A 16,165-nucleotide genomic window follows, 5' to 3' on the forward strand; every position below is an offset into this window, starting at 1 on the left:
CGTCCCTGAAACGAAGGTCCCGGCTCGTTCTTTTGGGGTTTTCCGCCGGTCCTTGCAGTTCCGGGGCGGGACGGGCGGTCAAGGGTGGCCGAAGGCCATCGCAACGCGACGCGACGCAGGAGCGCCCTTGAGGGACCGGCACGACCCGGAAAACCATCGGACAGACGGAAAAACCTCCAGAACGTCACTGGCTCCCGCCCGGGTGTATCCCGCCCACCCGAAGCCACCGCCGCACCTTCCCCGACCCCGCCCCGCCGGCTGCTGCCGTGTCCCGGCCCCGCCGTGTCCCGACCCCGCCGCGGTGGGCCCCTACGCGTACCGCTCGCGGAGTTTGTACTTGAGGACCTTGCGCAGGGCTTCGTTGCGGGGGAGGGCTTCCAGGAGTTCGAGTTGTTCCGGGAGTTTGTGGGTGGCCAGGCCTTCGGCGCGGAGGTAGGACGTGAGCTGGGGGAGGGTCAGGGGGGCGGCTCCCGGGGGTTGTTCGACCACGGCGCAGACGCGTTCGCCGCGGGCGGCGTCCGGGAGGCCGATGACCGCGACGTCCGCGACGCCCGGGAGGCGGTGGAGGAGGTCTTCGATCTCCTTGGCGGAGATGTTCTCGCCCTTGCGGATGATGACGTCCTTGCTGCGGCCGGTGAGGACGAGGTAGCCGTCCGGGGTGAGGTGGCCGAGGTCGCCGGTGATCAGGTAGCCGTCGGCGTCGAAGGCCTCGGCGGACTGGTCGGGGCCCAGGTAGCCCTGGCAGACCGCCTCGCCGTGCAGGCGGACCTCGCCGTCGGTGTGCGGGGGGAGCGGGGTGCCGTCGGGGGTGGTGATGCGGATGGACATGCCCTGCGGGGGGCGGCCCTCGGTGGTGGCGAGGTGTTCCGGGGTGTCGTCGGGGGCGCCCATGGTGATCATGGGGACTTCGGTCATGCCGTAGCCGTGGGTGAGTTGGCAGCCGAGTTCGCGGACCACGGCGTGGTAGATCTCCGGCGGTTTGGGGGCGCCGCCGCCCGCGAGGAGGCGGAGGGTGGGGATGAGGGGGATCTCCGGGGCCTTGCGCTGTTCGGTGAGGAACATGGAGTAGAAGGCGGTGGACCCGCCGGCGACGGTGACCCCGTGGCGGCGGTAGCCGTCGAGGGCGTCCGGCATGGCGAACTTCTCGAAGAGGACCGCGGGGAAGCCGTAGAGCAGCAGCATCACGGTGTAGTCCGGTCCGGCTATGTGCGCGAAGGGGAAGGCCATCGAGCCGACGTCGGACGGGGTCAGGTGCAGGGCGTGCGCGAGGCAGGAGCCGCCGGCGATGAGGGAGCGGTCGGTGTGCAGGACGCCCTTGGGATCGGAGGTGGTGCCGGAGGTCCAGTAGATCCAGCGGACGTCGGTGCCGGTGGCGGGCGGTGGGGGCAGTACGGCCGGGTCGCCGTCGGGGAGGGAGGCGTAGGCCTCGAAGACGCCGCGGGCGCCGAGCCGGCGGGCCATGGCGGGGTAGTCGTGGCCCCGCCAGGTTCCGGGGATCGCGAAGAAGTCGGCCTTGGCCTCGCGGAGCGCGAAGCCGACCTCGCGGTCGCGGTAGAAGGGGATGACGGGGGTCTGGACGGCGCCGATCCGGGCGAGGGCGACGGTGAGCAGCACGGTCTCGATGCGGGTGGGGAGCTGCCAGGCGACGACGGCGCCGGGGTGTACGCCCATGGTGTGGAGGCCCGCGGCGACGCGTTCGGAGCGGTCGCGCAGTTCTCCGAAGGTGAGGCTGCGGTCGTCGGCGGGGTCTTCGGCCGCTTCGATGAGGACGGTGGTGTCCGGGGTGAGTGCGGCCCGGCGGGAGACGAGTTCCCACAGGGTGCGGGAGCGGCTCAGTTCTGTCGCGGTCGCGGTGTCCGTCATCCCAGACCTCCCCATAGCCACACCTGACGGTTAGTCAGATCAAGCGCAGAGCGTAGAGCGCATGCGCTTGTCGGTCCAGGGGTGGCGGGGCTAGCTTGTTTCTGACGATCCATCAGATCGTCGGTCGGACCGGCACCGGACTGGCACCGGATTGGGGAGCCCATGGAACTGCCTCGGATCATCAGCGTCGACGACCACGTGATCGAGCCCGCGCACCTGTTCGACGTCTGGCTGCCCGCCAAGTACCGCGACCGCGGGCCCAGGCCGCTCACGGCCGGCATCGGCGAGCTGCAGTACACGGGCGGCAAGTACGTGATCTCCATGGACCCGGACGGCCCGCCGACCGACTGGTGGATCTACGAGGACCTGAAGTTCCCGTACAAGCGCAACATCGCCGCCGTCGGCTTCGACCGCGACGACATGACGCTGGAGGGGATCACCCGTGAGGAGATGCGCCAGGGGTGCTGGGACCCCAAGGCGCGCCTCGCCGACATGGACCTCAACCACGTCGAGGCCTCGCTGTGCTTCCCGACCTTCCCGCGCTTCTGCGGGCAGACCTTCGCCGAGGCGCACGACAAGGAGGTGGCCCTGGCCTGCGTGCGCGCCTACAACGACTGGATGGTCGAGGAGTGGTGCGGCGACAGCGGCGGCCGGCTGATCCCGCTGTGCATCATCCCGCTGTGGGACATCGACCTCGCGGTGGCCGAGATCCGGCGCAACGCGGCCCGCGGGGTGCGCGCCGTGACCTTCTCCGAGATCCCGACCTACCTGGGACTGCCGTCGATCCACTCCGGCTACTGGGACCCCTTCTTCGCCGTCTGCCAGGAGACCGGCACGGTGGTCAACATGCACATCGGGTCGAGTTCGCAGATGCCCGCCGCCTCCCCCGACGCGCCGCCCGCCGTCCAGGCGTCGCTCAGCTTCAACAACGCGATGGCCTCGATGATGGACTTCCTCTTCAGCGGCGTGCTGGTGAAGTTCCCGACGCTGAAGCTCGCCTACAGCGAGGGGCAGATGGGCTGGATCCCGTACGCCCTGGAGCGCGCGGACGACGTGTGGCAGGAGCACCGGGCGTGGGGCGGGGTCCGCGACCTGATCCCCGAACCGCCGTCGACGTACTACTACCGGCAGATGTTCTGCTGCTTCTTCCGCGACAAGCACGGGATCGCCTCGCTCGACGTCGTCGGCCGGGACAACGCGACCTTCGAGACCGACTACCCGCACGTCGACTCCACCTTCCCGCACACCAAGGAGGTCGCCCTCGACCACGTGCAGGGGCTGGACGACGAGACCGTCTACAAGCTGATGCGGGGCAACGCCATCCGCATGCTCGGCCTCGACCTCGACCGGGACCGGAACGCCAACCGGAACGCCAACCCGAACGCGAACCGGAACACGGGCCGCTGATGGACCTGACGTACACCGAGGAGGAACGGGACTTCCGGGCGCGGCTGCGCGAGTGGCTCCTCAAGGCGCTGCCCGAGCTGCCCGCCCGGCCGTCCCCGGACGACTGGCCGGGCCGCCGCGCCTACGACCTGGGCTGGCAGCGCCGCCTGTACGAGGCCGGGTACGCCGGTCTGCACTGGCCGGTGGACGCCGGCGGCCGCGGCGCCACCCCCACCCAGCACCTGATCTTCCTGGAGGAGACCGAGCGCGCGGGCGCCCCGTACGTGGGCGCGAACTTCGTCGGGCTGCTGCACGCCGGCCCGACGATCGCCGCCGAGGGCACGGCCGCGCAGCGGGCGCGCTGGCTGCCGCCCGTACTGCGCGGCGACGAGGTGTGGTGCCAGGGCTTCAGCGAGCCCGGCGCGGGCTCGGACCTGGCCTCCCTGCGCACCCGCGCGGTCCGCGACGGCGACGACTACGTGATCACCGGCTCGAAGATCTGGACCTCGCACGCTGAGGTCGCCGACTGGTGCGAGCTGCTCGTGCGCACCGATCCCGGGGCGCCCAAGCACCGCGGGATCTCCTGGCTGGCCATGCCGATGGACGCGCCGGGGGTGACGGTGCGCCCGCTGCGGACGCTCGCCGGGTCGACGGAGTTCGCCGAGGTGTTCCTCGACGAGGTGCGGGTGCCGGTCGGCAACCGGGTGGGCGCGGAGAACGACGGCTGGCGGGTCACCATGGTCACCCTGTCCTTCGAGCGGGGCACCGCTTTCGTCGGCGAGGTCGTCGCCTGCCGCAGGACCCTGGGCGAGCTGGCCCGCACGGCGAGGGCGAACGGCCGCTGGGACGATCCGGTGCTGCGGCGCCGGATGGGCCGGCTGTCCGGGGAGTTCGGCGCGCTGTGGCGGCTGACCCAGTGGAACGTCAGCGAGTCGGAGCGCTCGGGCGGGGTGCCGGGCATCGGCGGCTCGGTCTTCAAGCTCGCCTACTCGCACGCCCGCCAGGAGCTGTACGACGTGGCCGCCGAGGTCCTGGGGGCGTCGTCGCTGTCCCTGGACGAGGAGTGGGTGCTGGACCGGCTCTCCTCCCTCTCGTACACGATCGCGGCGGGCACCTCGCAGATCCAGCGCAACATCGTCGCCGAGCGGATCCTCGGCCTCCCGAAGGGCCGGTGAGGGGCATGGACTTCCAGCCGACGCAGGACCAGCGGGACCTGCGGGCGGGCGTACGGGGCCTGCTGGAGGGCCGCTACGGGCGGGAGGCGCTGCGCGCCGCGGTGGACGCGGCGGCGGACGCGGGTGCGGGCGCGGGCGCCGGCGGGGGCACGGCCGTGGACCGCGGGCTGTGGCGGGAGCTGGGCGGGGCGGGCTTCTTCGCGCTGCGGCTGCCGGAGTCCGAGGGCGGTGTGGGGCTGGGGCTGCCGGAGGCGGTGCTCGTCTTCGAGGAGGCCGGACGGGCCCTGGTGCCGGGGCCGCTGGTGGCGACCCACCTGGCGGCCGGGGTGGTGCCGGGGGCGGCGGAGGGTACGGCGGTGGTGACCGCCTTCGACCTGGCCGGGGACCTGGTGGCGTACCTGGGGGAGGCGGACGCGGTGCTGGGGGCGGCCGTGCTCCCGGTCGGCGAGCCGGTGCGGGCCGCGGACCCGCTGACGCCGCTGCACCGGGTCGGGCGGCCGGGCGGCGCCGACGCGGCCGCGCACGGGTCTGGGTACGGGTTCGCTTGCGGTTCCGCGTACGTGTCGGAGGGGGCGCTGCTGACGGCCGCGCTCCAGGTGGGGAGCGCGCTGCGGACGGTGGAGCTGGCGGTGCGGTACGCGGGGGAGCGCGAGCAGTTCGGGCAGCCGATCGGGGCGTTCCAGGCGGTCAAGCACCTGTGCGCGCAGATGCTGGTGCGGGCGGAGGTGGCCCGTACGGCGGTGTACGCGGCGGCGGTGACGGGGGATCCGGGGGAGGCCGCGGGCGCGAAGCTGCTGGCGGACGAGGCGGCCGTGCGCAATGCGCGGGACTGCCTGCAGGTGCACGGAGGGATGGGCTTCACCTGGGAGGCGGACGTGCACCTGCACCTGAAGCGGGCCTGGGTGCGGGCCGAGCAGTGGCGGACGGCGGCGGAGGCGGAGGAGCTGCTGGCGGCGGAACTGCTGGACTCGGCGGGGTAGGCGGGGTAGGCGGCGTGCGACCGGCCGGCCGGGAAGGGTGGGGCGGGAGGGACGTGTGAGGGGTACGGGAGCAACGACGCGGGACGCATGTCCGATTACAGAGAGTTGATATCGGTTTGTGTCCTTCGGCTACCCCGTTACGGCCCGGAGTCGGGGGCATGCTCCGGTACGCTCCCACGCATACGAGTGGTTGAGCGGCGTGAGCCGCACAGTATGCACTACGCCTACTTCTTCGCGCGTGAATATGCCCGAAGCGCTTGTTGTGGTGACTGTAGGTCAACCATGCTGCTACGGAAGGGGGTCACGGTCGGTGATCCCGTCCTGTCGCGAGGCGAAGTGTCCGCCGGTTCGGATGGTGTGAGCGGTGCAGGTGCTTCAGGTTCAGCTGGAAGTAGGCGTGGATCCGGCCGAGGTCGGCCGGGCCCGCCGGTGGGCGCGGTCCCGGCTGGCGGGGTCCGGCATAGGGGACGACGAGCCGCTCGCCGAGACGCTGATCCTGCTGATCTCCGAACTGGTCACGAACGCGGTCGTGCACACGGGCTGTCCGGCCGTGCTGCGCATGCTGTTCGGGGGGCCGGGGGTGCGGGTCGAGGTGGCGGACGCCAGCGACCGGGCACCGGCCCGCCGGCAGGCCTGCGGCGAGGACACGGGCGGGCGCGGCCTGGAGCTGGTGGACGGTCTGGCGGACCGGTGGGGCTGGCAGCGCGAGGGCGCGGGCAAGCGGATCTGGTGCGAGATCGACCGGGCGCGGAAGGCGGAGGCGGACGCCGCGACGAGCGGCGCCTCGGCCGAGAACACGGCCCCGTGCCATTCGACCGAAGTTCACACTCCGCCGCGGGAACCGCGCGTGTACCTCTAACGAGGTGTTGACGGTTCGTCACCTGTTGATCACCCTGGTGTGGAGCGATTCGACGCGAGGGGACGCCAAGGACACGCCTTGACGAGTGCGGGTCGCGGGGTGGCGGCCGCCGTGCCGTGCTCGGGGCGTGCATGCGCGCCGCCGCCACCCGCAGCACACCGCGCCACACCGCGGCGCGCTCCGCGGCCCGGAGGTCCGGGCGGCGGAGCGCGGCGGGCGCCGGGCCCGCGGCGGGCGCCGGGGGTCGGCCGTCGCGGGGGAGGTCAGGCGTCGGTGCGGATCACGTGCAGATCACGTCGTAGGGCCGGCCCACCGCGATGGTCAGACGGATCGGGTCCGTGGTGCCGGAGGGGCACTCTTCCTTCGTCTTGACGAGGCCGAGGACCTTGAGCGCGCCCGAGCCGCCGCAGGGGACCTCCTTGGCCTGGGAGGTCACACAGTCGCCCTTGACGAGCTGGCCGCCGCCGGCGCCCGCGTCGCCGGGGTGGTCGTTGGAGAGGTTGCGGCCGCAGACGGTGTTGGTGGGGATGCCGCTCGACTTGCCGCCGTTGTAGGAGATGCTCACCTCGATCATCAGGTCGGTGCCCGCCGGGCACTGGATGGAGCCCGGCAGGATGCTGGCCTCCTTGATGTCGATGGCCTTGAAGGTGGCCCCGGAGTCGGAGCAGCCCGTCCGCTTGTACGCGTCGGCGCCCTTGGAGGCGTCGGGTCCGCCGCAGTCGCCGACCTTCCACGCGCTGGAGGTGTCGGAGGAGGACTCGGGGGAGCCGGGGTCCTTGGCCGTGGGCTTGGCGGACGGCGACGCGGAGGCGGAGGTGGACCCGGAACCGGAGGTCTTGCCCTTGTCCTCGCCCAGCACCTTGGAGGCGCCGTAGGCGCCGACGACGACCAGGCCGACGACCAGGAAGGTGACGAACTTGCCGCTCCCGCGCCGCGGCGGCGTTCCCGGGGTGAACGGCGGCGGCTGGTGTGGCGGCGGCTGATGTGGCGGGGGCGGGGGCGGGGACGCCTGGTACGGGTTGGACATGCGCTTCTCCAGTGCTGAGGGTGGTGAGGAGCGGGGGGTGACGCGAGAACGGTGACGCGTCATGGACACAACATGGTTCCACCCGGTGCGGGGCCCGGTCGGCCGGGGTGACCCCGCCCCTCGCCACCTGCGCGGACGTCTCTCAGAGGACGGCCACCGGGGCCACCGGGGTGCCGGTGCCGCCCACGAAGGGCTCGGGCATGGCCGACAGGAGGAAGGCGTACCGGCCTTCTTCTGCACAGGCTGTGGACAGCTTTTCGAGGTTCCAGTTCTGGCCCTGGTGCATGCCCATCTCCACCAGGTCGAGGGCGTGGACCGGCAGCCACAGGTTCTCGATCTCCGGCGGGAAGATCTCGAAGGTCAGGGTGTCGTTCGCGACGGCCGCCACGTCCCGCGCGTGGAACCACTCCGGCGTACGGACCGACAGTCCGGGGGAGGGGAAGCCGTAGCCGTGCTTGTCGCCCGCCAGGTAGGCCTGTATCTGGCCGGTGCGGACCAGGACGATGTCACCGGGGCGGACCGTGAACCGGCCGAACTCCTCGGCCTCCGCCAGGTCCGCCGGGGTCACCGCGTGGTCGCCCGGCAGCCGGTCGAGGCCCTTGGCGCGGGCCACGTCGAGGAGCACCCCGCGCGAGACGATGGGGGTGGCCTTGTCGATGCCGCTGAACTCGGCCCGGCCGTGCGCGGTGATGGTGCCGGCAGGGCGGCCGTTGTAGATCCGGCCCGAGTGCGAGACGTGGGTGAGGGCGTCCCAGTGGGTGCCCGCCTGGAGGCCCATGCTGACGGCGTCGTCGCTGCAGGCCACCGTGCCCGGGCCGAAGAGCTCCTGGTTGATCTGCACCATCGTGTGCAGCGGGTTGATCCGGCCGGGGATCATGCCGACCTGCACCCCGTCCTCCTTCAGGGGCAGCGCCAGGGGGACGCGGCGGCCGCTGCGGATCTCCGCGGCCGCGCCCCGGACGACCTCGTCGGTGATCAGGTTCAGGGTGCCGATCTCGTCGTCGGCGCCCCAGCGGCCCCAGTTGTTGACGCGCTTGGCGATGTCGTGGAACTCGGCGGGCAGGGTCATGGGCGTCGACAGCTCCTTGCGTGAATGCGGCAACGAGGGCTTGTGCGCGTGCATCTGACTACCCATAGAATCTAACGGTCCGTCAGAAAACGCGGGAAGGGGCCGGACGTGGGGAACTTCTTGGCAGGCAGGGTCGTCGCCGTCACCGGCGCCGGCCGGGGCATCGGACGGGCCGTGGCGCTCGCCGCGGCCGCCGAGGGCGCCAGGGTCGTCGTCAACGACTACGGCGTCGGCATCGAGGGCGGCGAGCCCACCAGCGAGATCGCCGACGGCGTCGTGAAGGAGATCCAGGCCGCCGGCGGGGAGGCCGTCGCCGTCGCCGACGACATCTCCACCATGGCGGGCGGCCAGCGCATCGTCGACACCGCGCTCGCCCGGTACGGACGCGTCGACGGGGTCGTCTGCGTCGCCGGCATCCTGCGCGAACGGATGCTGTTCAACATGAGCGAGGAGGAGTGGGACCCCGTGGTCGCCACCCACCTCAAGGGCACCTTCACCGTCTTCCGTGCCGCCTCCGCCGTCATGCGCCGGCAGGGATCGGGCACCCTGATCGGCTTCACCAGCGGCAACCACCAGGGTTCGGTCGCCCAGGCCAACTACAGCGCCGCCAAGGGCGGGATCATCTCCCTCGTCCGCTCCGCCGCGCTGGGGCTGGCCAAGTACGGGGTCACCGCCAACGCCGTCGCACCCGTCGCCCGCACCCGCATGTCCGCGAACGTCCCCATGGAGCTCAAGGAGATCGGCGAGCCCGAGGACGTCGCGGCGCTCGTGACCTACCTGCTCTCCGACAAGGCCGTCGCCGTCGGCGGCGAACGCATCACCGGGCAGGTCTACACGATCGCCGGCCCCAAGATCGCCGTCTGGGCGCAGCCGCGCGAGCTGCGCGCCGGGTACGCCGAGGGCTCCTGGACCCCGGAGAAGATCGCCGACTTCCTGCCCGGGACGGTCGGCACCGACCCGATGCCGATGCTGGCGCAGCTGGAGGCCATGGCCAAGGCGGCGGCCGCCAAGGACCGTCCCAACGCCTGACGGGGAGGCGCGGCATGGATTTCGGCTTCGGGGCCGAGGACGAGGAGCTGCGCGGCCGGGCCCGGGCCTGGCTGGCGGAGCACCTCGTGGGCCCGTACGCGCAACTCCTCGGCCTCGGCGGGCCGGGCAGCGAGCACGAGGGCGCCGGCCCCCGGCGCGACTGGGAGCGCGAGCTGGGAGGCGGCGGCTGGATCGGGCAGGGCTGGGAGGTACCGGACGGGGCGTACGGGCAGCGGCGGCTGTCACTGACCGGGCAGGTGGTGTGGGCCGAGGAGTACGCGGCGCTGCGCGCCCCCGGCCGGGTCGGCCACATCGGGGAGAACCTCCTCGCGCCCACCCTGATAGCCCACGGCAGCCCGGAGCAGCAGCGCCGCTTCCTGCCCGCCATCGCGCGCGGCGAGGAGCTGTGGTGCCAGGGCTACAGCGAGCCGGGCGCCGGCTCCGACCTGGCGGGCATCCGTACCGCGGCCGTGCGCGACCCGGCCGACGGGCTCTTCCGCGTCACCGGGCAGAAGATCTGGACCTCCCTGGCCCGGGAGGCCGACTGGTGCTTCGTCCTCGCCCGCACCGAGCCCGGCTCGAAGCGCCACCGCGGCCTGTCCTTCCTCCTCGTACGGATGGACCAGCCCGGCCGCGTGGAGGTCCGGCCGATCCGGCAGATGTCGGGGACCGCGGAGTTCAACGAGGTGTTCTTCGACGGGGCCGTGGCCGCGGAGACCGTGGGCGCGGAGGGCGACGGCTGGAGCGTGGCCATGGGCCTGCTCGCCCTGGAGCGGGGCGTCTCCACCCTGGTCCAGCAGATCGGCTTCGCGGCCGAGCTGGAACGCGTCCTCGGCCTGTACGCGGCCTCGGGGGCGGCCGACCCGGTGGTCCGCGACCGCCTCGTACGGCAGTGGGCCGAGCTGCGCACCATGCGGTGGAACGCGCTGCGGACCCTGGGCGCGCAGGGCGACCCGGGTGCGCCGAGCGTGGCCAAGCTGCTGTGGGGCAGCTGGCACCGGCGGCTCGGTGAGCTGGCGGTGCAGGTCCGGGGCGCGGCGGCCGCGGCCGGGCCGGGCACCTGGGCGCCGGAGCTCCCGTACGAGCGCGGACTCGACGAGGAGCAGCGGCTGTTCCTGTTCACCCGCGCCGACACGATCTACGGCGGTTCGGACGAGATCCAGCGCAACATCATCGCCGAGCGCGTGCTCGGCCTGCCTAAGGAGTCCAGGTGAGAGGCGTCGTGTTCGACGGCAAGCAGGCCCGGGTGGTCGACGACCTGGAGATCCGGGATCCGGGGCCGGGGGAGGTGCTCGTCGCGATCGGCGCGGCCGGGCTGTGCCACAGCGACCTGTCGGTGATCGACGGGACGATCCCGTTCCCGCCGCCGGTGGTGCTGGGGCACGAGGGCGCGGGGGTCGTGGAGGCCGTCGGCGAGGGCGTCACGCACGTGGCGCCCGGCGACCACGTGTCGCTGTCCACGCTGGCCAACTGCGGGGCGTGCGCGGACTGCGACCGGGGCCGGCCGACGATGTGCCGCAAGGCGATCGGGATGCCCGGGCAGCCGTTCTCGCGGGGCGGCAGCCCGCTCTTCCAGTTCGCCTCCAACTCCGCCTTCGCGGAGAAGACGATCGTCAAGGCCGTGCAGGCGGTGCGGATCCCGGCCGACATCCCGCTGACGTCGGCGGCGCTCATCGGCTGCGGGGTGCTGACCGGAGTGGGGGCCGTGCTCAACCGGGCCCGCGTCGACCACGGCGAGAGCGTGGTCGTCATCGGTACCGGCGGGATCGGGCTCAACGTGCTCCAGGGCGCCCGGATCGCCGGGGCCGCGACGATCGTGGCGGTGGACGCGAACCCGGCGAAGGAGGCGGTGGCCCGGCAGTTCGGGGCCACGCACTTCATCGACGCGTCCGCGGTGGCCGACGCGTCGGCGGCGGTCCGCGAGATCCTGCCGACCGGCGCCGACCACGCCTTCGAGTGCGTGGGCAACGTGAAGCTGATCCGCCAGGCCGTGGACCTCCTCGACCGGCACGGCCAGGCGGTCCTGCTCGGGGTGCCGGGCTTCAAGGAGGAGGCGTCCTTCCTCGTCTCGTCCATGTACCTCGACAAGACGATCATGGGCTGCCGGTACGGGTCCTCCCGCCCGCAGCGGGACATCGCCCTCTACGCGGAGCTCTACCGGCAGGGCCGGCTGCTGCTGGACGAGCTGGTGACGGAGGTCTACCCGGTCGAGGACTTCGCCAAGGCCGTCGACGACGCCCACCACGGGCGGGTCGCGCGCGGGGTGCTCACCTTCTGACGCGCGCGGGAGCACGGTTGCCGGTCCGCCCCCGTCGGGCGGACCGGCAACCGGCTTTCGGGCTCTGGCACGCATTCCGTGAGGACGATCAACGGTGCTGGAGTTCGTCACTATCGGCAGGCCATGTTGTTCAGTCGGCCCAGCCCTCGATGTTCGAGCACGACTCGTAGGAGTAGCGAGTGTTGCGGTCCCACTCCTCTCCGGTGATGCGTCTGTATGCCCGGTCCGGTGTGTAGAGCAGGGGCTCGGCCCAGATGAGGTCGGTGGCGTAAGGAGTGAAGACCGCGGGGTCTTCGAGGACGGTGTCGAAGACGGTGCGGCCGGCGGCGACGACTGCGGCACGGGTGTAGAGGAAGGCGTCTCCGCCCAGGTCGTGTCCGTACTCCTTGCAGTCCAGTCGGTAGAGCGCCCATGACAGTTGTTCGGCAAAGCCGATGACCAGTGACAACGGAGACTGGGCGAGCCGCTCGGTGAGGGTGTCTGCAAGGAGGACGGCGTCCGGGTCGGGTTCCGTGGGCCTGCAGTCCTCGATGAGCTGCCAGAAGGTCTCTTCGTTCATGCTGGTGAGCATGCAGGAGGCGTCTGACAGTCCTGGCTCCCGGGTCACCTGTTTGCTGCTGCGGTGAGAAGGACGCGGCGTTGGTGTGTCCTTCGGCCCGGAGTTCGTCCAGGTGGGGCTTGTAGGGGTCGATCTGGCCGGCCCGAGGCTGGCGCCTTCCGGTCAGCAGCTGTTCGAGGACTGATGCGCGGGCGTTGCGGCGGACGGTGTTACCGCCCATGTGTGGTTCCCGGGCGATCTCCCGGATCCCGTGTCCTTGGGCCAACAGGGCGCGGATGTGCACCACACCGCACTCCGTGCACACCCGCTCCACCAGAACCGCGCTGAAGTGCGGAAACAGCACCGCGATGAGGTCATCGCACCGCACCACGGTCCCAGATGACGAGATGTCACCGTGGCAGAACGCCGTTGATCGTCCTCACGGAATGTGTGCCAGAGCCGGCTTTCGGGAGCGGGTGTCCGTCAGTCGGCGAGGCGGCCGAAGCGGCCCTTGTGGAAGAGGAGCGGGTCGCCCTCCCCGGCCGCGCCCATGGCCACCACCCGGCCCACGACGATGAGGTGGTCCCCGCCCGTGTGGACGGCGTGGATCCGGCAGTCGATCCACGCGGGCACGGCGTCGAGCTGCGGGGACCCGGTGACGGGGGACGGGGTGTGGGCCACCCCGGCGAACTTGTCCGCGCCGCTGACGGCGAAGGACCGGCACAGCTCGCCCTGTTCGGCGCCCAGGATGTTCACGCAGAACACCCCGGCGCGGGCGATCCGCGGCCAGGTGGTCGACGTACGGGCCACCATGAAGGTGACCAGCGGCGGGTCCAGGGACAGCGAGGCGAAGGACTGGCAGGCGAACCCGGCCGGGCCGCCCCCGTCCCCCTCCCCCTCCGCGCCGGGCGGCGCGGTGATGACCGTGACTCCGCTGGCGAAGTTCCCGAGCACGGCCCGGAATTCGGCGGGGCTGACGGGCGCGCGCTCGTCGTCGCCGACGGCCCGCAGATCGGGACGCGGCAGGGCGTCGACGGACTCGGGTTCCCGCTCGGCCGAGGCGGAGGTGGGGGAGCCGACTGACCTGAGGTATCGGACGACGGTGGCCGCCATCCCTGCATGTCCCATCACCCTTCCGATTGAAGCTGACGGTTCGTCAGATGGGAAGGGCGGTGCGGGTTCCGGCCTTGATTGAACACGTTCAAAGGAGGGTGTAGGGTCTGGTCGAGGAGTGTTGAACGCGTTCAAGCGGGGGTGGGTGCGGTGGCACGGACGGCGAGCGGTCCCGAGGAGCAACGGGCTTCGTGGTGGGCGTCGGCACCCGGTGCGGAGGTCGTGTTCGCCGGGGAGGCGATCGTCGTCCTGGCCTTCCTGGTCGCCCTGCCCGGCTCGGGCGACAGCTACGGCCAAAGCGGCGGCGGAGCGGGCGTCCTCTTCCTCCTTCCGATCGTGGCGGGCGTCTGCCTCCCGCTGCTCCTGGGCCTCGGCTTCCTGCACGCCGTGGTGTTCACCAGGCCGGCCCTCGCCCTGGCCCGGCGGACCGGCCGCCGCGCGGCCGCGCCGGCCTGGCTCCTGGCGGCGTCCGCCGCGGCCGCCCTGGCGGCCCGGTGCGCCGGAGCCCCGTACGGCGCCGCCCTGGCCTGGATCGCGGGCACCGGTCTGCCGCCCCTGCTGGTGGCTTCTCTGGCACTCCGCCGGGGAACACGGCCCGCCGCGGTGGTGGCCCGGACGAGCGTCGCCACCCCCCTGCTCGTCCTCGTGGCGCTGGCGACCGTGAGCGGCATGAGCGACGCCGGTGCCTTCGACACCTACGAGCCGCCGAGCCCGGAGCGCGCCGCATACGTCGGCGAGTGGCACGGGGAGGGCAACGAGGTGATCCGGCTCCACGAGGGCGGAGAGGCCGCAGTCGAACGCGTGAAGGCGAGCGGCTTCGGCGGCAACGGCGCCTCCTGCACCGGTACCGGAACCTGGACGGCACGGGCGGAGGATCCCCGGTACGGGACACGGGCCGGAGTGGACATCGAGGTGCGCGGCTGCTCCCGATGGGGGAAGACCTGGGAGGTGTCCGGCACCGCGGCGCGTCCCGAGCTCTTCCGGTGGATCGGCGACCCGGACTCCGGAGACCTGCAGCTCCTGCGCCGCACCGGCTCCGCGGCGGCGGCGCACCCGCACGGGTGAAACCGGCCGGACGGGCGCCTGCGCGGGCCCGGGCGGGGGAGGAGGCTCGGCATCGTGGCTGCGACCCGTACCATCGCCGTACCCCGGAGGGCACATGCTCGGCACCGACTTCCGCACCGGATCCCCCAACTGGCTCGACCTGGGCAGCCCCGACACCGGCGCGGCCGCCGCGTTCTACGGGGCCGTCTTCGGCTGGGAGTTCGTCTCCGCCGGTCCCGAGGCCGGCGGGTACGGCTTCTTCCGGCAGGACGGCAAGACCGTCGCCGCCCTCGGACCGCTCACCGAGGAAGGCGCCCGCTCGGCCTGGATGCACCACTTCATGACCTCCGACATCCATGCCACCGCCGCGGCCGTCCGGGACGGCGGCGGCACGGTGCGGACGGAGCCCATGGACGTCATGGGAGAGGGCATGCTGGCGCAGTTCACCGACCCGCAGGGCGCCGAGTTCGCCTGCTGGCAGCCCGGCAACACCGCCGGGTTCGAGATCGCCTCCGCCGAGAACACCCTGGTGTGGGCGGAACTCCACGTACCCGACCCCGTCGCCGACATCGCCTTCTACGCCGGGCTGTTCGGGTGGCGGTACGCCGAGATGCAGACGCCCGGGATGACGTACCGGGTCCTGAGCACCGCCGACGGCGACCAGGAGGACGCCTCCTTCGGCGGGGTCGCACCGCTCGGCGAGGGCGCCGGCGGCGGGGAACAGGACGCGCGCTGGGTGCCCTACTTCCACGTGGGCGACGTCGACGCCACCATCGCCCGGGCCAAGGAGAACGGCGGGACCGTCCTCATGCCGGCCGCCGACGTCCCCGACGTCGGGCGGCTCGGCTGGCTGGCGGACCCCTTCGGTGCGGTCTTCGCGCTGCTGAAGCCCGACCCGCAGATGTAGGTCACCGCCACCGCCGGCGGCGCCCCTGCCGGGCCCCGGCGCCGGTCAGCGGCCCAGGTACTTGGGCGTGCGGCGCTCCACGAAGCTCGCCACGCCCTCGTTCGCGTCGGCCGTGGTCATGTTGATCTCCTGAGCGGTGGCCTCGGCGGCCAGCGCGGCCGCCCGGTCGCCGTCCAGGGAGGCGTTGACCAGCTGTTTCGTCATGGCCAGGGCCCGGGTGGGGCCCTGGGCGAGCCGCTCGGCCCACTCCCGGGCGGCCGCCTGCAGCTCCTCCGCCGGCACCACCCTGTTGACCAGGCCGAGCCGCTCGGCCTCGGCCGCCGGGACGGCGTCGCCGAAGAACATCAGCTCCTTCGCCTTCTGCGGTCCGACCAGCCGGGGCAGCAGGTACGCGCCGCCGCCGTCCGGGACCAGGCCGCGGCGCACGAACACCTCGATGAAGCGGGCCCCCTCGGCGGCGACGACGAGGTCGCAGGCGAGCGCGAGGTGCGCACCGATGCCGGCGGCCGTGCCGTTGACGGCGGCGACGACCGGCTTCTCGCAGTCGAGCACCGCGGTGATCAGGCGCTGCGCGCCGAGCCGGATCATGCGGGCCACGTCCCCGGCGACCCGGTCACCGCCGGAGGCCGGGCCGCCGGAGGCGGGGGCGCCGCGCAGATCGGCTCCCGCGCAGAAGCCCTTGCCGGTGGCGGTCAGCACGACCGCCCGCACGGCGGGGTCCGCGGAGGCCTCGGCGAGCAGCGCGATGAGGCGCTCGCGCTGGGCGGGGGTGACGGCGTTCATCGCCTCGGGGCGGTTGAGGGTGATCCACGAGACGTTGTTCTCGGTGCGGTGGAGGACGTCGTCCTCGGGGGCGCTGGCCATGCGGGTGACTCCCGTTCGGGGCGGTCCGGGGCG

General features: G+C 72.6%; 15 protein-coding genes. 9 read left to right on the forward strand and 6 right to left on the reverse strand.

The genetic code is table 11. The features are described from left to right. Positions 1-309 precede the first annotated feature (309 nt). Positions 310-1,863, reverse strand: a complete 1,554-nt coding sequence (locus tag AB0O53_RS14660) for an AMP-binding protein (protein ID WP_365195754.1) — start codon at positions 1,861-1,863, stop codon at positions 310-312. A gap of 162 nt (positions 1,864-2,025) precedes the next feature. Between AB0O53_RS14660 and AB0O53_RS14665 the strand changes: the two genes are divergently transcribed. From AB0O53_RS14665 to AB0O53_RS14680, 4 genes are all read left to right on the forward strand, one after another. Continuing rightward, on the forward strand, positions 2,026-3,270 hold the full coding sequence (locus AB0O53_RS14665) for an amidohydrolase family protein (protein WP_365195757.1): 1,245 nt from the start codon (positions 2,026-2,028) through the stop codon (positions 3,268-3,270). Further along, on the forward strand, positions 3,270-4,424 hold the full coding sequence (locus tag AB0O53_RS14670; RefSeq protein WP_365195760.1) for an acyl-CoA dehydrogenase: 1,155 nt from the start codon (positions 3,270-3,272) through the stop codon (positions 4,422-4,424). The genes AB0O53_RS14665 and AB0O53_RS14670 overlap by 1 nt, the downstream gene beginning before the upstream one ends. 5 nt (positions 4,425-4,429) lie before the next feature. Next, positions 4,430-5,404 carry an acyl-CoA dehydrogenase family protein gene (locus AB0O53_RS14675; RefSeq protein ID WP_365195763.1) on the forward strand — a complete coding sequence of 325 codons (975 nt, stop codon included), beginning with the start codon at positions 4,430-4,432 and terminating at the stop codon, positions 5,402-5,404. Between the two features lie 364 nt (positions 5,405-5,768). Next, entirely contained in the window at positions 5,769-6,263 is a 495-nt protein-coding gene (locus AB0O53_RS14680; RefSeq protein ID WP_365195766.1) for an ATP-binding protein, read from the forward strand. A gap of 280 nt (positions 6,264-6,543) precedes the next feature. Here AB0O53_RS14680 and AB0O53_RS14685 read toward each other — a convergent pair whose 3' ends face one another. Continuing rightward, positions 6,544-7,167 (reverse strand): hypothetical protein, encoded by a 624-nt coding sequence (locus AB0O53_RS14685; protein ID WP_403138618.1) that lies wholly within the window; start codon positions 7,165-7,167, stop codon positions 6,544-6,546. Between the two features lie 265 nt (positions 7,168-7,432). Next, positions 7,433-8,359, reverse strand: coding sequence for a cyclase family protein (locus AB0O53_RS14690; RefSeq protein WP_365195769.1), 927 nt, complete (start codon positions 8,357-8,359; stop codon positions 7,433-7,435). A gap of 108 nt (positions 8,360-8,467) precedes the next feature. Here AB0O53_RS14690 and AB0O53_RS14695 point away from each other — a divergent pair, with 108 nt between their 5' ends. The 3 genes from AB0O53_RS14695 to AB0O53_RS14705 are packed head-to-tail and all read left to right on the forward strand — an operon-like array spanning position 8,468 to position 11,666. Further along, positions 8,468-9,388: an SDR family NAD(P)-dependent oxidoreductase gene (locus AB0O53_RS14695; protein WP_350994573.1), complete on the forward strand. Its 921-nt coding sequence runs from the start codon at positions 8,468-8,470 to the stop codon at positions 9,386-9,388. Between the two features lie 14 nt (positions 9,389-9,402). Beyond that, positions 9,403-10,602, forward strand: coding sequence for an acyl-CoA dehydrogenase family protein (locus tag AB0O53_RS14700; protein ID WP_365195772.1), 1,200 nt, complete (start codon positions 9,403-9,405; stop codon positions 10,600-10,602). Continuing rightward, positions 10,599-11,666, forward strand: coding sequence for a Zn-dependent alcohol dehydrogenase (locus AB0O53_RS14705; RefSeq protein WP_365195775.1), 1,068 nt, complete (start codon positions 10,599-10,601; stop codon positions 11,664-11,666). The genes AB0O53_RS14700 and AB0O53_RS14705 overlap by 4 nt, the downstream gene beginning before the upstream one ends. A gap of 130 nt (positions 11,667-11,796) precedes the next feature. Here AB0O53_RS14705 and AB0O53_RS14710 read toward each other — a convergent pair whose 3' ends face one another. Continuing rightward, complete coding sequence (locus tag AB0O53_RS14710) at positions 11,797-12,225, reverse strand: DUF4240 domain-containing protein (RefSeq protein ID WP_365195777.1); 429 nt, start codon at positions 12,223-12,225, stop codon at positions 11,797-11,799. A 462-nt stretch (positions 12,226-12,687) separates the two neighbouring features. Next, entirely contained in the window at positions 12,688-13,317 is a 630-nt protein-coding gene (locus AB0O53_RS14715) for a flavin reductase family protein (protein ID WP_350994672.1), read from the reverse strand. 150 nt (positions 13,318-13,467) lie between these two features. Here AB0O53_RS14715 and AB0O53_RS14720 point away from each other — a divergent pair, with 150 nt between their 5' ends. Both AB0O53_RS14720 and AB0O53_RS14725 read left to right on the forward strand, forming a co-directional pair. Further along, positions 13,468-14,382, forward strand: coding sequence for a hypothetical protein (locus AB0O53_RS14720; protein WP_365195779.1), 915 nt, complete (start codon positions 13,468-13,470; stop codon positions 14,380-14,382). A gap of 94 nt (positions 14,383-14,476) precedes the next feature. Beyond that, a complete protein-coding gene (locus tag AB0O53_RS14725; protein WP_350994568.1) occupies positions 14,477-15,268 on the forward strand; it encodes a VOC family protein in 792 nt (263 codons plus the stop codon). 45 nt (positions 15,269-15,313) lie between these two features. Here the strand turns inward: AB0O53_RS14725 and AB0O53_RS14730 are convergent, their stop codons facing one another. Next, entirely contained in the window at positions 15,314-16,132 is an 819-nt protein-coding gene (locus AB0O53_RS14730; protein WP_365195782.1) for an enoyl-CoA hydratase/isomerase family protein, read from the reverse strand. Positions 16,133-16,165: the final 33 nt, after the last annotated feature.

Origin of the sequence: Streptomyces erythrochromogenes (assembly GCF_040684695.1) — a bacterium.
GTDB lineage: Bacteria > Actinomycetota > Actinomycetes > Streptomycetales > Streptomycetaceae > Streptomyces > Streptomyces erythrochromogenes_C.